Raw genomic sequence first — 16,833 nt, forward strand, 5'->3', positions numbered from 1 at the left:
GAATGCCCCGGCAACACAGAGGAGATGAAGTGATCGGTAGGGACGACGTCGGCACCATCGACGATCTGCACGCCTCGGCGACCAAGGTCGTCGGGCTGGACGATTTCGGTACCGACGACTACCGCGCGGGGCTCGAGGTCCTGCTGGAGTCCTACGCCAAGGACGCGGAGCTTACTCCGTTCGGCAACAAGGTGAACCGCGCTTTCCTGCGCGGGGCGCTGATTGCCCGGCTGCTCAGTGAGGCGGCCTGGCAACGCTTTCCCGAACACGCCGAGGTCGCGATCGAGCGTCCGATCTTCGTGACCGGGCTGCCGCGCTCGGGCACGACCGCGGTGCACCGGCTGCTCAACGCGGACCCGGCGCATCAGGGACTGGAGATGTGGCTGACCGAGATGCCGCAGCCCCGCCCGCCCCGGGACACCTGGGCGAGCGACCCGGTGTACCAGCGGATCGAGGCGGCGTTCGACAAGCACCACATCGAACATCCCGAATTCATGGGCGTGCACCACATTTCGGCCGATCAGGTGGAGGAGTGCTGGCAGCTGCTGCGCCAGTCGGCGATGTCGGTCTCCTACGAATGTCTCGGGTACCTACCGGGTTACTCCGAATGGCTGCGCGCGCAGGACTGGACCCCGGCTTACCGCAGGCATCGCCGCAACCTGCAACTGATCGGGCTGCCCGACGCCGAACGGCGCTGGGTGCTGAAGAATCCGAGCCACCTGTTCGCGCTCGACGCGATCTTCGAGGTGTATCCGGACGCGTTGATCATCCAGATGCACCGCGATCCCCGGACCATCATCGCCTCGGTGTGCAGCCTCAACGAACAGGCCTCGGCGGGGTGGTCGGAGAAGTTCCGCGGCCCGGTGGTCGGCGCCGCGCAGCTGGACCTCTGGGCCCGCGGGGCCGACCGCTTCCTGGCGGATCGGCAGCGCCACAACGCCGCTCAGTTCTGCGATGTGTACTACGACGACTTCGTCGCGGATCCGATCGGCACCGTGAGCGCGATCTACCGGCATTTCGACCTGCCGCAGAGCGCGCAGGCCACCACCGCGATGGCGGCACTGCACGCCGAAACGACCTCTGGGGCAGCGCGTCCCGCGCATCGGTACACGCTGGAGGAGTTCGGGCTCACCGCCGAACAGGTCGACGCCCGTTTCGCCGGCTACCGGGCCGAGCACTTTCCGAAGGGCTGAACGCGCGGCGGTGTCACGGCTGGCCGGGCTTCAGCACGATGAACAGTCCGTGCGCCTCGGCGCAGAGGCGCTCACCGTCGTGCAGGGTGGCGTGCACATAGACCTTGCGGCCATCCTGGCGCTCGGCCCAGGCGTGCGCCTTCAGTTCGGTGTTCAACGGTGTGATAGAGCGGTAATCGACAGTGAGCGAGGCGGTTCTGGTCACCGCGCGGGCGTGCATGGCGGCGGCCATACCGAGCAGATCGTCGAAGCTGAGCGCGATGTGCCCGCCGTGTGCGGCGCTGTTGCCGCCCAGGTGGAAGGTGCGGAAGGTGACGCGGGCGTGCACGCCGTCCTTGCTCGCGTGGTCGACGACGTAGGGCGGCAATGTGATGTTGCCCCGGGCGGGCAAGTCGTGCCGGGTCCAGTTCGGTGTGGACCACTCGTCTACCCGAGCCGCGTCGAGCTTGTCGTTGAGCTCCTTGAGCAGGCCGATCGTCTCCACCGCGAGCTCGTCGGACGGGCAGGCCAGGCGCACGCGGTCCATCAGCCCGCGCACCTGTTCGACGAACTCCCCGTAGTGCGGTCCGCCGCGTTCGATATCGGCGCCTTGTTCTTCGCGCGCGTTGATCAGCGCGGACATCGGCCGGAACGCGCCCTCGTGGTGCTCCTTGTTCGGCAGCGAGGCACCGGCCTGCTCTTCGTTCATAAGGAACACGTTATAGGTTGCCGTCGGAATGCTCGCGCCGCAGGGGCCGCGCGTGTCCCGTGGCCTAGGCTGATCGGCAGCGGCGGGTGCCGGGCCGATCGGGTCCGGAGTTCGGCGCGCGGACCGGTCCCGCTGGCGAAAGGCTATGGATAGATGGGTATTACGGCGGTTGTCTTCGATATGGACGGCGTGCTGATCGACTCCGAGCCGGTGTGGGAACAGGTGCGCCGTGCCTACGTCGCCGACAAGGGCGGGCGGTGGCTGCCCGATACCCAGCAGCGGCTGATGGGCATGAGCACCCGGGAATGGTCGGAATACCTGAGCACCGATCTCCAGGTCGGGGAAGCGCCGGAGACCGTGGCGCGCGAGGTCATCGAGCAGATGGCCGCGCACTACGACCGCGCGGTGCCGCTGCTGCCCGGCGCGGTCGACGCTGTCCAGCGGATGAGCGAGCGGTGGCCGATCGGTGTGGCGAGTTCGTCCCCGCGCTCGTTGATCGATGTCGTCCTGGGTCGCACCGGGCTGATCGAGTTCTTCACCGGCACCCTGTCGACCGAGGAGGTCGAGCGCGGCAAGCCCGCGCCCGATGTCTACCTCGCGGCGGCCGAGCTGCTCCGGCAACGGCCGACCGACTGTGCGGCAGTGGAGGATTCGAGCAACGGCATCCGCGCCGCGCATGCCGCTGGCCTGCGCGTGATCGCCGCGCCGCGGCCGGAGTATCCGCCCGCGGCCGACGCGCTCGACCTGGCCGCGCGGGTGATCGACGACCTCGCTCAGCTCACCCCCGCAGTGGTCGACGGCGCGTAGGCGCGCTCACGGGGTGGGCGGCTCCGGTAGCGGGGTGGTGAGCAGGGTGCGGGCGGCGGCGGGCAGGTCGATGTCCAGCCAGTCCGGCAGCGCGGAACTGTGCGCGTGGAGCGTTTGTCCTATATCGATGAGCATGCCAGATCGATCGATGCGAACCGCGACCGGGTCTGGCGAGCGCTGTTGAAAGTCCTCTGCGAGAACCCGGCCGATCCGTCGACGGTGCCCGCCGGATTCGGGCTCGACGCCGCCGAGGAACCGAGCAGGCTGGCGCTGAGCGGGCGGCACTGGTTCTCCCGCTACGCCCTGATCTTCGAGCTCGATGAGCAGGGGGCGAACCGCACCCGGCTGCGTGCCAGGTCGCTCGCGAATTTCCCTGGCCCGCACGGCAAGATCTATCGCGCCCTGGTGATCGGCAGCGGCGGCCACCGGCTGGTGGTGCGCCGGATGCTGCGCCGGATCGAGGCCGCGGCATGAGAAGCCCGCCGAGGTGTGTCGGCTCGTCGGCCACTTCCTCGCCACCGAAGCGACACCTACCTGGCAGCCGATTCGGCGGGCCTGACTGGGTGTCTCGCGTGTGGCGTGCCGGTGGCGTACACCGTGGCGGTCTTTGCGGTGGCGCGACATTTGGGCAAACTGTGCGGTAACGGTGGTCACCGCGGCGGCGCGGCGGTTCATGCTGGGCGGTATGGACTTCATGAAACCGGCGGAGGAGCTGTTGGCGCAGGTTTCGGCCCGCTTCGGCTCGGCGGAGGCGTTCCTGGCGAAGTTGGCCGAGGTGAAGACCGCCCTGCTCGACGACGACACCATCGAGCTACCCCGCGGCATCGGCGGTCTGCCGAACAGCTAGGGCGATATCGCAGTCAGCTGGACCAGGCCGCGCGGGGGTGCGCGGCGCGGGCGTTCCAGCGGCCGTCGTAGCGGACCTCCACCGGGTGGGCGAAGGCGGCGGTGACGGTATCGGTGGTCAGTGTCCGCGCGGCGGGACCGGCGGCGACGGTGTGGCCGCCGGCGATGAGCATGGCGTGGGTGGTGCTGCTGGGCAGCTCTTCGAGGTGGTGGGTGACCAGGATCGAGGCGACCTCGGGATGGGTGTCGCCGAGGGTATCGATGGTGTGCAGGAGTTGTTCGCGCGCGGCGAGGTCGAGGCCGGTGGACGGCTCGTCGAACAGCAGCAGGCGCGGTTCGGCGACGAGCGCGCGGGCGATCAGGGTGCGGCCGCGTTCGCCCTGGGACAGGGTCGGCCAGATCTCGTCTGCCTTGCCGTCGAGTCCGACGGTGTTGATCATCGCGTCGGCCCGCGCGAGCTGCCCGGCGGTCGGCGTCCAGCGCATCGGGGTGTCGATCGTCGCGGTGATGCCGGTGAGCACCACCTCGCGGACGGTCAGTGGATACTGCAACGGATGCCGCGGATTCACCTGACCGATGTGGCGCCGCAGTTGCTGGAGTTCGACGCGGCCGAGTTGCTGTCCGAGTACGCGCACGGTGCCCGTGGTCGGGAACGTGACGGCGCCGCAGAAACCGAGCAGGGTGCTTTTGCCTGCGCCGTTGGGCCCGAGCAGCGCCCAGCGCTCGCCCGCGCGCACGGTCAGTGAGATGCCGTCGATGATCTTCTTGCCGGCCCGGCGGAAGGTCACGTCGGTCAGTTCGAGCACCGGGGCGGCCGTCATTGGCAGGCCTCCTTCAGAGACGTCAGGTGGGCGCGGCTGAATTCCGCTGCGGCCGTGGCGTTCTTGGCGACGATCGCCTCGACCAGTTGTGCGTGCGCCGCGTGGTCGGCGGCTTCGGACGGGATGGGACGCAGGGCGAGCATGTCGATCATCGCCAGCCGGAGCCGGGGGAGGAAGGCGTCGAACAGCTGCACGAGCACCTCGTTGTGCGCGGCGACGAGCACCGCGCGGTGAAAAGCCATGTCCGCGTCGACATGATCGGCGACGGGTTCGCCGTGTGCCTCGCGTGCCGCCAGGGTGGTGCGCAGGATGCGCAGGTCGGCCCGGGTGCGACGGTGCGCGGCCAGCGCGGCGGCCTCGGCCTCGATGGCGATGCGTGCCTCGATCACCGAGGCGATGGTGGCGCGGCGCAGGACGAGGTCCCAGTCCTGTTTCACGTCCAGCGCGGTCACGAACACCCCGGCCCCTTGGCGACTGTCGAGCACGCCGTTGCCCGCCAGCTCACGGATCGCCTCGCGCAGTGTCGAGCGGCCGACGCCGAGCTGTGCGGCCAGGGTCGTTTCGCCCGGAAGTCGGTGTCCCAGTGGCCATTCGCCCGCTTTGATCCGGGTCAGCAGCAGCTCGGCCGCCTGGGCGGCGAGCGGGTGCCTGCGTACCTGCGATGCCATCGCAACCTCTCTACTTGTCTGAGGAGTTGTGTATAGTCTACCCATCATGCGCACCATGCTTCTCCTTAGCCGCCACGGCGGGGCCTGACCGACCGGCCCCCCGCCGTGGGGCTTTGTCGTGGCCGGTCTCTTCGTTCGTGACGGCCGTCCGGCCAGAAAGCAGACCCGTAGCATGATCAACACCCCGCAGGGTGCCGTACCGTCCACCGCGCCCGCCTGGAATCGGCAGCGGCACTCGCAGATGCCGTTCCACCGTTACCGCGACGTCTACGATCGTGTGGAAGTACCACTCGCCCAGCGTGCTTGGCCCGAGGCGCGGCTGACCGCGGCCCCGCTGTGGGTACCGGTGGACCTGCGCGACGGCAATCAGGCGCTGGCCGAACCGATGGATCCCGAACGCAAGCGCCGCTTCTTCGCACTGCTGACCGCCATGGGCTACAAGGAGATCGAGGTGGGCTACCCGTCCGCCTCGCGGGCGGATTTCGATTTCGTCCGGCTGCTCGCCGAGGGCGATCTGGTGCCCGACGATGTGACGGTCGTCGTATTCACCCCGGCGCGAAGGGATCTGATCGAGCGCACCGTCGAGTCGGTACGCGGTCTGCGCGATGTCGTGATCCACATGTACGCCGCGACCGCACCCGAATGGCGGAGCACGGTGCTCGGCAAGGACCGTGCCGCGTTGCGCGAGCTGGTTCTCGCCGGTGGTCGCGACGTCCTCGACCGCGCCGCCGGCCTGCCGAACGTGCGTTTCCAGTTCTCGCCCGAGGTGTTCAACCTGACCGAGCCCGACTATGTGCTCGACCTGTGCGATCGGATGAGCACGCTGTGGGACGCAACCCCGCAGCGACCGGTGACTCTGAATCTGCCTGCGACCGTGGAGGTCGCGACGCCCAACGTGTACGCCGATCAGATCGAATACATGCACCGCAACCTCGCCCGTCGCGACAGCGTGATCCTGTCGGTGCACCCGCACAACGACCGCGGCACCGGCATCGCCGCCGCCGAACTGGCGGTGCTGGCGGGCGCGCAACGGGTGGAAGGCTGTGTCTTCGGCAACGGCGAACGCACCGGCAACGTCGATCTCGCCACGCTGGCGTTGAATCTGTACGCACAGGGCGTTGATCCGATGATCGATTTCTCCGCCATCGACGAGATCCAGGAGACCGTCGAATACTGCACGCGCATGCGGATTCCCGAACGTCACCCGTACGTGGGCGAACTCGTGCACACCGCGTTCTCCGGCACCCACCAGGACGCGATCAAGAAGGGCATGGCGGCGCATCGGGCGCGGGCGGAGCAAGCGGGCGTACCTGAACGGGAAGCGGAGTGGCGGGTGCCGTACCTGCCGATCGATCCGGCCGATCTCGGTCGCACCTACGAGGCCGTGATCCGGGTCAACGCGCAGTCGGGCAAGGGCGGCATCGCCTACCTGTTGCAGACCGAGTACGGCATCGACCTGCCGCGCGAGCTGCAGATCGAGTTCGCCGCGCACGTGCAGGCGCATACCGACGCGACCGGCGCGGAGATCACCGCGCCGGAACTGCGTGAGCTGTTCGAGGCGGTGTACCCGGCGCTGCGGACGCGGTGATCGTTGCCGCATCTTCGGGCAAAGCGCCCGGGGGTGCGCTCGTCCGTGCGAAGGTAATCGGCGTGGCCCGGCACGTGACAGGTAACCTCCCGGCCGAAGTAACCAGCTTCGTCGGGCGCGATCGCGAAGTCGCCGCCGCCAGGAAACTGCTGTCGGGCACGCGGCTGCTCACGCTCACCGGGCCGGGCGGTGTCGGCAAGACCCGGCTGGCCCGGCGGGTGGGCGACGCGGTGCGCCGGGCCTTCCCGGATGGTGTCTGGCTGGTCGAGGTGGCCCCGGTCAACGACGGCGAACTGGTGGCGCCGAGCGTCGCGCAGGCGCTGGGCCTGCGCGACGACACCAGCCTGCCGGTGGCCGGACTGATCGAGTACCTGGGCGACAAGCACCTGTTGCTCGTCTTGGACAACTGCGAGCACCTCATCGGCGCCTGTGCGGCCCTGGTCGATCGGCTGCTCGCGGGCACAACGGACGTGCGAGTGCTCGCGACCAGCCGCGAGCCGCTCGGTGTCGAGGGGGAGCAGGTGCTGCCGGTCTCGCCGCTGCCGGTGCCCGCGGTGGACGAGGAGTCCGGTGCCGTTGACACCGCCGACAACCCCGCCCTACGGCTGCTGATCGACCGGGCCTCCGCGGCGAACCCCGAATTCCGGGCCACCGCGGCCGGGCTCGGCACGCTGGCGGCGATCTGCCTACGCCTGGAAGGCATTCCGCTGGCGCTGGAACTGGCGGCGTTGCGGCTGCGCGCGTTCACCCCCGATCAGGTGCTGGAACGACTCGACGACACGATGCGCCTGCTGACGACCGGGTTGCGCACGGCGCCGCGGCGGCAGCAGACGCTGGAGGCGACGATCCGCTGGAGCTACGACCTGTGCACCCCGAACGAACAACACCTGTGGGAGCAATTGGCCGTCTTCGCAGGCGGATTCGACCTGACGGCCGCGGAGGCGGTCTGTGTGCTCGACCCGCCCGGCGCCCTGCTGGACGCGCTCACCGGCCTGGTCGACAAGTCCGTGTTGAGCTTCGGCAACCAGGGCCAGGACGGCGCGGGCCGCTACACCATGCTCGAACCGCTGCGGCAATTCGCGCTGGCCCGGTTGGTGGCCCGCGGTGACGAGCGCCGCGTCCGGCTGCGCCACCGCGACCACTACTACCGGATCGCCCAGCGCGGCCGCGTCGACTATTGGGGCGACGCCGACGTCGGCTGGTTCCGCGCGGTCACCCGCGAGCACGCGAATCTGCGTGCGGCACTACAGTTCGCGCTGGCCGATCCCGACGGCGCGCACCGCGGTCTGCAGATCGCCTCGGAGCTGCGGCCGTTCTGGGAGCACTACCGCTTTCTGCGGGAAGGGTATCGCTGGCTGACCGACGCGCTTGGCAAGGATCGGGCGCCCACCGTCGATCGGGCCCGCGCGCTGGCCGCCGCCTCGGTGATCGCCGCCATGTTCGCCGATTCCGCGGTGGCGCACGGGTTCCTGGACGAATGCGTGGCGATCGCGACGGAGCTGGCCGCGGAGGAGGTGCTCGTCGAGGCCATGCTGCTGGCCTCGGTGCTGGCGTTCGCCGACGCCGACCCGGTCGGCGCGCTCGAGCTCGCCGAGGCCGCCGCCGCGCGTGCCCGCGCGTGCGCCCACCACGGCACCGAGATGGAAAGCCTTGCCTTCGCCTATGTTTGTGCGCTGGTGCTGAGCGACGACCGGGCCAGCGGATTGGCGCAGCGGTTGCTGCGCAAGACCACCGAGCACGGGTCGCACCTGCTCGGCGGCCTCGCCTCCTGGGCGGTCGGCACGGATCACTGGCGAAACGGCGATGCGGACAAGGCGATCGAGGAACTGCGCCGCGCGGTGGAGCAGCTGCGGCTGTTCGATCGCTGCGTGTGGACGGCATCGGCCTTCGACGGGCTCGCCTGGGCCGCCGCCGCGGCCGACGATCCCGCGCGTGCCGCCCGGCTGATGGGCGCCGCGGCGACGGTGCGCCGCGGCAGCACCCAGCAGCTCGCGCACGCCATGACCGCCACGATCGGCGAGAAGGTGCGCGCGCGGGTGCGTGACGCGCTGGGGGACAGCAGCTTCCAGGCCGCGTTCGACGGCGGTGGCGCGCTCACCTTCGACGAGGCGGTCCGCTTCGCCCTCGGCGCCGAAGCGCCGCTCCCGCGGGCCGTGGCGTCCGATGTGCCGCTGACCCGCCGGGAACGCGATGTCGCCCGCTTGGTCGCCGCCGGCTACAGCAACAAGCGGATCGCCGCCGAGCTGGTCATCTCGATCCGCACCGCGGAGAGCCACGTCGACCACATCCTGACCAAGCTCGGCTTCACCTCCCGGGCACAGGTCGCGTCCTGGGTCAGCGCGCGGCAGCTGTGAACTCCGCTCGGGCGCACGTTGTTCCGTCGATGCCCAGGTGGCGCGGACCGGCACGCCGACGAGGTCAGTGCCCGCGCCGCCTTTTCGCCCTGCGGCGGCTGCGGGTGAACCGTGCCGCGTTGTCGCCGCGCAGTTTTCGGGCGGGCAGCGTCCGCCCGCACGCGACGAGCAGCAGGTCCTGAGCGTTGCCCGTGACGACCGCGCCGGAGCCGTAACTCCAGTCCAGATCGTCGGCGCGCAGCTCGACCCCGGTGAGATCGGTGCCGAAGAAGTCGATCCACCGCGGATTGATCATGTTCAAGACCAGGCGAAGGCGGTCTTGCGGCACCTTGCGGTCGAGCCCGAGCGCGACGGTGATATCGAGGCCGTGCACGACGTCGTGGCCGAGCGCGTGCAGATACCCGCTGCTCGGCGGCTTCCACGGGTGTCCGACGTTGTCCCACAGCGACTTCAGCAGGTCGCCGGGGGACATCGTCGCGGCGTCGACGCGGGCGGTGTGCTGGGAGACCCGGTGAAAATTGCCGCCCGCACGCAGGAGCTCGACGGCGAAGCGGGTGCCGGTCATGCGGAACGGCACGGTGATGTGGGCGACGACCTCACGCACCCGCCAGCCCCGGCACAGCGTCGCAGCGTCCCACTTCGCGGTGTCGAAACCCGCGAGCAGCTCGGCCAGCTCGGCCCGCTCATCGAAGATCGCCCTGCGCACCTGCACCATCGTGGTCTCCTCGTCGCGACCGCCCTTCCCACATCCTGAGAAGGTCACCCAACCACGAAACTGGTCGGTCTAATGGGATCTTGCGGACAAAGGAGTCGTCCGTGTGTCGCGCCGCGTGTCCCGAGAGCGCGAGGCATGCGCTCGCCGGTGCGGTGCGGTGCGGTGCGGTGCGGTGCGGTGCGGTGCGGTGCGGTGCGGTTACGGTCCGGCCGTGAGGAACGTTCCCGCGTGCAGGGTGGTGCCGAAGCCGGGGGCGAATTCGCCGTACTCGTAGACGAGCCGGCCGCCGACCACGGTGGCCGCCACCGCCCGATCGTTGCGGTTGACCATGCGGTCCAGTCCGGCGCTGCCCGGAACCGGTGCCTCCGCGTAGGCCGCGCTCGACCCGTCGAAACCGGCCGGGTCCAGCACCGCGAGGTCGGCGCGTGCGCCGGGGCGCAGGCGGCCGGTGTCGAGCCCGTACCAGTCGGCGAGCTCACCGGTCAGCCGGTGCACGGCCCGCTCGATCGGCATGAAGCCGCGCTGATGCACCCGTTCGAGCATGCGCAGCCCGAAGTTGTAGAACGCCATATTGCGCAGGTGCGCACCGGAATCGGCGAAACCGACCTGCATCACCGCGGATTGCTGCAGCTGATCGAGCACCTCTTCGCGGTCGTTTGCGATCACCGTGCGCCAGCGCAGTCCGGTGCCGTGCGCGACGGCCAGGTCGAGCAGGGCGTCCGCCGGGTGGATGCCGCGTTCGTCGGCTACCTGGCCGAACGACTTGCCGACCACCTCGGGGTCCGGGCAGGCCACGATCTCGGCGTCGTAGAGGTCGCGATGCCAGACCCGGGGGCCGTACTTCTTGGCGAGGTCCTTGCGGAACTGTCTGCGGTAGGACTCGTCGGCCAGCAGCTCGCCGCGCTTCATCACGTCACGGACGTTGAGCGCCGCGACGCCGGAGCCGAACTCCTCGAAGACCACCAGGTCGACACCGTCGGCGTAGACCTCGAACGGCACCGGCAGGTGCTGCCAGCGGAACTCCGCGCCGCCGACGGAGTTGGCGATCCGGGCCGCGATGGTCGCGGCCCGCGCGGTGGTGCGGTCGGCCTTCACGTCCATGCCCGCGATCAGCGTCGTCTTGAGCGGTTTGCGGAACCGGCCCGCGCTCTCGGCGAAGTAGCGGGCGATCTCGAGCCGTGAGGTCAGGTTGGGCGTGCTCTGATGGATTCGATCGCGTTGCCGCAGAATCTTGTTCAGCGCCGCGTACTCCCGCCAGCTCGCATAGGTGGACGGCAGTTGCCGCGCGGGGAAGCGCGCGCCCTCCAGCTTCGAGAACGAACTGCGAATGGTGGACAGGCCGAGGAAGCCCGCGTCGAGCGCTTCGATGAGCATGTGTCGCATGCGATTCAGCTCGTCATCGGTCGGGGTGACGCTCGCGTCGGTGGCCCGGCCGAGCCCCATCACGGCGACGCGGATATCCGAGTGTCCGAGCAGCGCGGCGACATTCGCGCCGAGCGGGCGGGCCGCGAGCGAGTCACGGTAGCCCGCAGGGCCTTCCCAGTTCTTGTGTTCCTTCACGGCCGAGTGCACCGCGTCCCAGGGCAGCGCCTCGACCCGGGCGAACATGTCGGCGCAGTCTTCGGCCGTCGAATAGACCGTGGACAGCGAGCAATTGCCGATCACCACCGAGGTGACGCCGTGGCGCACCGATTCGCCGAGGCCGGGGCTGCCGAGCACCTCCGCGTCGTAGTGGGTGTGCACGTCGAGCATGCCGGGGATGACCCACTTGCCGGTGGCGTCCACCGTCCGCGCGCCATCGGGCAGCGGCGTATCGCTGATCGCGACGACCTTGCCCGCGGTGATACCGACATCGGCGGTGCGCGGCGGTGCGCCCGTGCCGTCGAACACCGAACCGCCACGGACAACCAAGTCGCACGCCGTCATCTGAGCTCCTTCGACCAGCACCCAGTATCTGCTACTGCGGGTATTGCATACATGGTTGCACGTTTGTCGGCGTCGCTCATCCGAGCGCGCGAATCGGCTCGCCCTCGACCAGCGAGAATCCTGATCATGCCTGGTCAGCGGTCGTACAGCGCGGACTGTGCCTGGCGATACCGCGCGCGGATCGAGGCACCGATCGCGCCGTCATCGGGCGCGGGCGTCACGGTGGTGGCGGCGCGCGCCGGCCAGTCCGGTGGTCGCGGTGTGCCAGCGCGGGCCCACGCGGCCTGCCGTGCCGCCCCGAGCGCGACGTATTCGCCGGGCTCGGGCACGGTGATCGGCGTCGCGAAGATCTGCGCCGCGATCGTGGCGACCAGCGGCGCGCGGGCCGCGCCGCCGATCAGGATGACCCGGCTGGGCGAGACGCCGGAGGCCCGGATCGCGTCGAGGGCATCGGCCATGTTGCAGAGCATGCCTTCGAAGGCGGCACGGGCGAGGTGGCCGGGACGCATGGTCTCGGCGCGCAGGCCGTGCAGACTGCCCGTGGCGTCCGGCAGGTTCGGCGTGCGCTCGCCGGCGAGGTAGGGAAGCATAACCAGGCCATCCGCGCCCGCGGGCGCTTGCGCCGCAAGCGATTCGAGCGTGCGGAGGTCGACGCCGAGCAACTCGGCTGTGCCGCTGAGTACCCGAGCGGCGTTGAGGGTGCAGACCAGCGGCAGGAAAGCGCCTGTCGCATCGGCGAATCCGGCGATCGCGCCGGTGGCGTCGGCGCTGGGCCGCTCGGCGCGCGCGAAGACGGTGCCGCTGGTGCCGAGCGAGACCACCACGTCACCGTCGCCTATGCCGAGTCCCAGTGCGGCCGCGGCATTGTCGCCCGTGCCCGCCGCGATCAGCGTGCCCGCGGGCGTCCGGCCGGCCGCCTCGGCGGGGCCGAGTACCTGGGGCAGTTCCGGCGTGCGCCCGCGAAAACCGAGCGCGAGCAGGTCTTTTCGATATTCACCCGACGCCGGTGACCAATATCCGGTGCCGGAGGCGTCACCACGATCGGTGGTCGGCGCCGCGGCCCCGCCGCCGCGCAGCCGCCAGGTCAGATAGTCGTGCGGGAGCATGATCCGGGCGACCCGGTCCGCGTGGTCGGGCTCGTGATCGGCCAGCCAGCGCAGCTTGGCGACGGTGAACGCAGCGACCGGAACGCTGCCCACCGCCGCCGCCCAGGCCTGCGGGCCGCCGAACTCGGTGACCAGCTCGGCGGCCGCCGTCGCCGAGCGGACGTCGTGCCACAGCAGTGCGTCGCGCACCGGGTCGCCCGCGGCGTCGAGTGCGACGAGCCCGTGCTGCTGGCCGGCGATGGCCACCGCGTCCACCCGCTCGAACAGTCCGGCGCCCGCGCTGCGCAGCGCGTCCCACCAGGCTTGCGGCGCCACCTCGGTGCCGTCGGGATGCGGCGCGTGCGCCTCGTGCCGGATCGCGCCGGTCTCGGCGTCGCACACCACCACCTTGCAGGATTGGGTGGAGCTGTCCACCCCCGCGACCAGCGTCATCGGTTCCGCCCCTGCCCGCTGCCACCCTCGACCACCACGGCACCCATCAACCCACTGTGCACCGCAACCACCTTCGCACGAGGCATTTCGGGTATTCGATGCCGGGATCGGGCACACTGGCCCGGTGACTGACGATCCGGACCGACCTGCCGACGTGCATGTCCGGACCGGTGACGGAACACCGGTGCCGGAGCTGACCGACGCGCTGCTCACCGAGATCCTCGACGAACCGCCGCACCCGCGGCCCCCGTCGATCGAGGTGGAACGCGGTGCGCACGACTACATCCGGGCGCGACTGCTCGCCGATGGCATGTACGAGCTGGAGTACTGCGCGGGCGAAGCCACCGAGCTGTTCCAGATGTATACCTCCGATGCCAGGATGGTCCGCGACGTCATGTTCGCCTGGATCGAGGAGAACCCTTGGTGGCGTGAATCGGTCGCCTGGTATCGCGTGGACCCGGCGGTCGAGGAGGTCCGGTCGGTGCTGCGCGAGTTCGACGATCTGCTCGGCGGGCTGACGGTGCTCGACGACATCGAGTCGAGCATGGACGACGCGCTGGCGCGCGCGGACGAGTTGCTCGCGCTGGACGCGGAGGCAGCGGCCGACGAGGCCGGGCGGTTCGACGACGAGTCCGGTCACGCGGACGACGGCACCGCCTGATACCACCACGCGGTGGTCGCGATCTCCGCGTCTTCCAGCGGCAGATACGTGGCGTCGTCGCGCCAGCCGAGCGCCTGCACGGTGACGCGCAGGTCGCGATGGAAGCAGATGGGATCGCGCACATGCCAGCGGTACATGCCGAATCGCTGGTGCGCCAGGTAGATCTCGTCGGCGGGCAGCACCTGCGGCAGGCCCAGATAGGGGGTCGAATAGGTGCGATACGCGCCGGCCAGATCGAAATTCCAAGCGCCGCCGAAATAGTCCTCGGTCCCCGTGCCGCACAGCGACGGATGCTCGTCGTCGCCGTCGAGATAGAACTTGACCTCGCCCTCGCCCCACCAGCGGGGCGCACCTGGCCGAATGGCAAGGTAGGTACCGACATATCGCCCGCGGCCGGGCCCGGTGTCGAGGATGGTGTGCACCGCGGGGCTGCCGAGCCGCGCGGTGCGGGCCCACCGCGCGTGCAGGTAGGCCGCCTCGCCCGGCACCTCCTGCACGTCATAGGTGATCTGGTAGTACACCGGAACCGAACGGCCGCAGCGGTTTTCCAGCGTGATCCGCGCCCGCCGGCGAAACGGCATGGGCCAGTAGCAGTTCAAGCCGCCCGCCGGGGCGACCACCACCATTTCCGAGTTCACCATGGCCAGCTCGTCCCAGCCGTTGCAGAAGAAGTCGCCGAGCGGCACGTCGATCGCGGGCTCGACCGCATCGTCCCAGTACATCCGCAGCGTCAGCGCGCGCAGTGCGGCACGGTCGGTGGTGAGCCAGCAGTGCCGCAGCACGCCGGGACCGGAAACATCTGCCAGGGTGGCGGTTTCACCGTCGGCGAGATCGATCGATGGCGAGACCTTCCAGCCGGTGCCGAGCAGCCGGGCCGCGTGCGCGCCGGTTCCGGTCCGCGCGCGGGCGCCCATACCGGGAGCGCCGGTGGGATTCTCGGCACTGATCGACCGCGTACGCGTGTCGTCGAGGTGCCACAGCTCCCGCCGGCGCTCGGGGCTCACAGTCCGGGCCAGCCGTACGTGTTCGCGGTCGGTGCGAGTCCGGCCGCCCGGGCGGCGGGCGCGGCGGCGGGCGCCGGAGCGGTCGATGGGTACTCGGGTGTCTGCTGCGCCTGCTGGTGCCGGGCAACCTCACGGCGGAACTGGTCCATGTCCAGCCACTTGACCTGCTCGATCAGTTCGTCGAGGGTGCCGGGCGCGGGCACCCCCGCCTCGGAGTAGACCAGCAGGCCCTCGCGGAACGCCATCACCGTCGGGATGCTGCTGATCTGGGCCATCGCCGCGAGTTCCTGCTCGGCCTCGGTATCCACTTTCGCGTGCACGATGTCGGGATGCCTTTCCGCCGACGATTCGAAGATCGGCGCGAACTGCCTGCACGGACCGCACCAGCCGGCCCACCAGTCCACCAGGACAATGTGATTGCCGGTGATCACCGAGTCGAAATTTTGCCGGGTCAGGGTCTGGGTGGGCATGAAATCCTCGCATAGGTGTCCGACAGAGCAACCGTGCATCTTCGCACAGCGCGCGAAGATCAGGAACTCACCCCGGTTCGGTGCTGCTCGCTCGCCAGGAAGTGCGCGATATCGGTGTTGCGTTCGTAGAGCTCGCGGTAGTGCTGGTAGTAGGAATCGTAGTGCGCGGTGTACGCGGGGCGCGGCGCTACGGTGCCGATCACCGGATTCCAGCCGCCGGTGTCGACCCCGACCGCCGTGGCGGCCAGCAGCGCGTCGCCCAGGCAGGCGCCGATGGTGTCGGCGGGCAGCTGCTGGTGCAGCCCGGTGACGTCGGAGACGATCTGCGTCCACAGGCCGCCCTTGGTGCCGCCGCCCACCGCCACCAATCGGGTGGCCGCCCCGCCCGCCTCGGTCATCGCCGCGAGATTGTGCCGCACCCCGTACGCGATGCCCTCCAGTACCGCCCGATACAGCTCGGCACGACCGTGGCGCAGGGTCAGCCCGGCCACGATGCCCCTGGCGTTCGGATCGAACAGCGGCGTGCGCTCGCCCGCGAAATAGGGCAGCGCCAGGAGGCCGTTGCTGCCCGGCGGTACCTCGGCGGCCGCGGCCACCAGGTCGGCGAACTCGCCGCCGACCAGCTCGCGCAGCCACTCGGTCACCGCGCCCGCGGTCGCCATCCCCGCCGCGAGTGTGTATGTGCCGGGCCAGGTTCCGCAGGTGCCCCAGAGGCCGGGATGCGGGCGGGGATCGGTCAGCACCTGCACCAGGAACAGCGTGGTGCCGTACATGATCATGGCGTCGCCGGGCGCGCGGACACCGACGCTTGCGGCCTCGGCCCAGGCGTCGACGGTGCCGGTGGTGACCGGAAGCCCCACGGGCAGACCGGTACTCGCCGCGGCCGCGGCGCCGACCCGCCCGACCACCTCGGTGGGCCACGCCAGCTCCGGCAGCCGCACGCCGGGCGCCACCTGAGCCGCCCAGTCGGCGGCCCAATCCCGCTCGCGCAGGTCGTACAGCGGCACGCACTGGCTGGCGGACTGATGGTCGAGCACGTACCGGCCGGTGAGCCGGTGCACCAGAAACGAACTCGCCATCAGTAGCAGCTCGGTGCGCGCGAAGACCTGCGGTTCGTGCGCGGAAAGCCACCGCAGCTTCGGCCCGACCGCCTGGCTGGTGAGCGGCGACCCGGCGCGCCGCAGCACCGCTTGCACACCGAATTCGGTTTCCAGCTGGGCGATCTCGGCGGTCGCCCGGGTATCGACGCCGTAGAGGATGGCGGGCCGCAACGGCGTGCCGGTCGCGTCGGCGGGCAGCAGGCAGGGGCCGATACCCGAGACCGCGAGCCCGGCGAGGTCGGCTCCCTCGGCCGCGGCGAGCAGCTCGGCGACGATGGCCGTGAACTCGGCCCACCACACCGTTTCGGCGTCGTGTTCCACCCAGCCCGGTCGCGGCGTCGAGACGCCGTGCGCTCGGTGCGCGCCCGCGACGACGGTGCCGTCCGCGCGGGTCAGCACGCCTTTCGAGCTCGAGGTGCCGATATCGACGCCGAGGAAGAGCGGATCAGCCATA

At 70.2% G+C, this 16,833-nt stretch carries 15 protein-coding genes and 2 pseudogenes; 7 read left to right on the forward strand and 10 right to left on the reverse strand.

Annotation, left to right across the window (positions count from 1 at the left end):
* Window positions 1–2: 2 nt before the first annotated feature.
* The gene (locus F5X71_RS15745) at window positions 3–1,193 is read left to right on the forward strand and encodes a sulfotransferase family protein (RefSeq protein ID WP_167462645.1); all 1,191 of its coding nucleotides are present in this window, start codon (window positions 3–5) and stop codon (window positions 1,191–1,193) included.
* Window positions 1,194–1,206: 13 nt separating this feature from the next.
* Here F5X71_RS15745 and F5X71_RS15750 read toward each other — a convergent pair whose 3' ends face one another.
* Window positions 1,207–1,881: a PaaI family thioesterase gene (locus F5X71_RS15750; RefSeq protein ID WP_167462646.1), complete on the reverse strand. Its 675-nt coding sequence runs from the start codon at window positions 1,879–1,881 to the stop codon at window positions 1,207–1,209.
* 153 nt (window positions 1,882–2,034) lie between these two features.
* On the opposite strand from F5X71_RS15750, the gene F5X71_RS15755 reads away from it, so the two are divergent.
* A complete protein-coding gene (locus F5X71_RS15755; protein WP_167462647.1) occupies window positions 2,035–2,688 on the forward strand; it encodes an HAD family hydrolase in 654 nt (217 codons plus the stop codon).
* 6 nt (window positions 2,689–2,694) lie between these two features.
* Here F5X71_RS15755 and F5X71_RS37455 read toward each other — a convergent pair whose 3' ends face one another.
* Entirely contained in the window at window positions 2,695–2,823 is a 129-nt protein-coding gene (locus F5X71_RS37455; RefSeq protein ID WP_275106784.1) for a hypothetical protein, read from the reverse strand.
* A 45-nt stretch (window positions 2,824–2,868) separates the two neighbouring features.
* Between F5X71_RS37455 and F5X71_RS15765 the strand changes: the two genes are divergently transcribed.
* Both F5X71_RS15765 and F5X71_RS15770 read left to right on the forward strand, forming a co-directional pair.
* Window positions 2,869–3,162 carry a hypothetical protein gene (locus tag F5X71_RS15765; RefSeq protein ID WP_238815912.1) on the forward strand — a complete coding sequence of 98 codons (294 nt, stop codon included), beginning with the start codon at window positions 2,869–2,871 and terminating at the stop codon, window positions 3,160–3,162.
* A 211-nt stretch (window positions 3,163–3,373) separates the two neighbouring features.
* The gene (locus F5X71_RS15770) at window positions 3,374–3,535 is read left to right on the forward strand and encodes a hypothetical protein (RefSeq protein WP_167462649.1); all 162 of its coding nucleotides are present in this window, start codon (window positions 3,374–3,376) and stop codon (window positions 3,533–3,535) included.
* Between the two features lie 13 nt (window positions 3,536–3,548).
* On the opposite strand, the gene F5X71_RS15775 is transcribed toward F5X71_RS15770, so the two are convergent.
* A complete protein-coding gene (locus F5X71_RS15775; RefSeq protein ID WP_167462650.1) occupies window positions 3,549–4,355 on the reverse strand; it encodes an ABC transporter ATP-binding protein in 807 nt (268 codons plus the stop codon).
* Window positions 4,352–5,023, reverse strand: a complete 672-nt coding sequence (locus F5X71_RS15780; RefSeq protein WP_167462651.1) for a FadR/GntR family transcriptional regulator — start codon at window positions 5,021–5,023, stop codon at window positions 4,352–4,354. Before F5X71_RS15780 ends, F5X71_RS15775 begins: the two co-directional genes overlap by 4 nt.
* A 241-nt stretch (window positions 5,024–5,264) precedes the next feature.
* On the opposite strand from F5X71_RS15780, the pseudogene F5X71_RS15785 reads away from it, so the two are divergent.
* A pseudogene (locus F5X71_RS15785) lies at window positions 5,265–6,590 on the forward strand (2-isopropylmalate synthase); the annotation flags it as partial.
* Between the two features lie 83 nt (window positions 6,591–6,673).
* Window positions 6,674–8,965, forward strand: coding sequence for an ATP-binding protein (locus F5X71_RS15790; protein WP_238815913.1), 2,292 nt, complete (start codon window positions 6,674–6,676; stop codon window positions 8,963–8,965).
* 64 nt (window positions 8,966–9,029) lie between these two features.
* Here the strand turns inward: F5X71_RS15790 and F5X71_RS15795 are convergent, their stop codons facing one another.
* The 3 genes from F5X71_RS15795 to xylB form a co-directional block, all read right to left on the reverse strand.
* On the reverse strand, window positions 9,030–9,680 hold the full coding sequence (locus F5X71_RS15795; RefSeq protein WP_167462653.1) for a maleylpyruvate isomerase family mycothiol-dependent enzyme: 651 nt from the start codon (window positions 9,678–9,680) through the stop codon (window positions 9,030–9,032).
* A 198-nt stretch (window positions 9,681–9,878) separates the two neighbouring features.
* Window positions 9,879–11,606, reverse strand: a complete 1,728-nt coding sequence (locus tag F5X71_RS15800; protein WP_167462654.1) for an N-acyl-D-amino-acid deacylase family protein — start codon at window positions 11,604–11,606, stop codon at window positions 9,879–9,881.
* A gap of 134 nt (window positions 11,607–11,740) precedes the next feature.
* Window positions 11,741–13,144, reverse strand: a complete 1,404-nt coding sequence (gene xylB / locus F5X71_RS15805) for a xylulokinase (RefSeq protein ID WP_167462655.1) — start codon at window positions 13,142–13,144, stop codon at window positions 11,741–11,743.
* A 124-nt stretch (window positions 13,145–13,268) separates the two neighbouring features.
* Between xylB and F5X71_RS15810 the strand changes: the two genes are divergently transcribed.
* A complete protein-coding gene (locus F5X71_RS15810; protein WP_167462656.1) occupies window positions 13,269–13,805 on the forward strand; it encodes a hypothetical protein in 537 nt (178 codons plus the stop codon).
* On the opposite strand, the gene F5X71_RS15815 is transcribed toward F5X71_RS15810, so the two are convergent.
* The 3 genes and pseudogenes from F5X71_RS15815 to F5X71_RS15825 all read right to left on the reverse strand — a co-directional run bounded on the left by F5X71_RS15815 (window position 13,781) and on the right by F5X71_RS15825 (window position 16,832).
* On the reverse strand, window positions 13,781–14,809 hold the full coding sequence (locus F5X71_RS15815) for a glycoside hydrolase family 172 protein (RefSeq protein WP_174817079.1): 1,029 nt from the start codon (window positions 14,807–14,809) through the stop codon (window positions 13,781–13,783). The two genes, F5X71_RS15810 and F5X71_RS15815, sit on opposite strands and share 25 nt — an antisense overlap.
* 104 nt (window positions 14,810–14,913) lie before the next feature.
* A pseudogene (locus F5X71_RS15820) lies at window positions 14,914–15,279 on the reverse strand (thioredoxin family protein); the annotation flags it as partial.
* Window positions 15,280–15,338: 59 nt separating this feature from the next.
* On the reverse strand, window positions 15,339–16,832 hold the full coding sequence (locus F5X71_RS15825; RefSeq protein ID WP_167462658.1) for an FGGY-family carbohydrate kinase: 1,494 nt from the start codon (window positions 16,830–16,832) through the stop codon (window positions 15,339–15,341).
* Window position 16,833: the final 1 nt, after the last annotated feature.

The organism is Nocardia brasiliensis (assembly GCF_011801125.1).
GTDB classification, from domain to species: Bacteria; Actinomycetota; Actinomycetes; order Mycobacteriales; family Mycobacteriaceae; genus Nocardia; species Nocardia brasiliensis_C.

Excerpts from the sequence above, each read along its gene's own strand:
- F5X71_RS15745 (WP_167462645.1), top strand. The coding sequence starts at position 3 with ATGCCCCGGCAACACAGAGGAGATGAAGTGATCGGTAGGGACGACGTC.
- F5X71_RS15750 (WP_167462646.1), bottom strand. The coding sequence starts at position 1,881 with ATGAACGAAGAGCAGGCCGGTGCCTCGCTGCCGAACAAGGAGCACCAC.
- F5X71_RS15755 (WP_167462647.1), top strand. The coding sequence starts at position 2,035 with ATGGGTATTACGGCGGTTGTCTTCGATATGGACGGCGTGCTGATCGAC.
- F5X71_RS37455 (WP_275106784.1), bottom strand. The coding sequence starts at position 2,823 with ATGCTCATCGATATAGGACAAACGCTCCACGCGCACAGTTCCGCGCTG.
- F5X71_RS15770 (WP_167462649.1), top strand. The coding sequence starts at position 3,374 with ATGGACTTCATGAAACCGGCGGAGGAGCTGTTGGCGCAGGTTTCGGCC.
- F5X71_RS15775 (WP_167462650.1), bottom strand. The coding sequence starts at position 4,355 with ATGACGGCCGCCCCGGTGCTCGAACTGACCGACGTGACCTTCCGCCGG.
- F5X71_RS15780 (WP_167462651.1), bottom strand. The coding sequence starts at position 5,023 with ATGGCATCGCAGGTACGCAGGCACCCGCTCGCCGCCCAGGCGGCCGAG.
- F5X71_RS15795 (WP_167462653.1), bottom strand. The coding sequence starts at position 9,680 with ATGGTGCAGGTGCGCAGGGCGATCTTCGATGAGCGGGCCGAGCTGGCC.
- F5X71_RS15800 (WP_167462654.1), bottom strand. The coding sequence starts at position 11,606 with ATGACGGCGTGCGACTTGGTTGTCCGTGGCGGTTCGGTGTTCGACGGC.
- xylB (WP_167462655.1), bottom strand. The coding sequence starts at position 13,144 with ATGACGCTGGTCGCGGGGGTGGACAGCTCCACCCAATCCTGCAAGGTG.
- F5X71_RS15825 (WP_167462658.1), bottom strand. The coding sequence starts at position 16,832 with ATGGCTGATCCGCTCTTCCTCGGCGTCGATATCGGCACCTCGAGCTCG.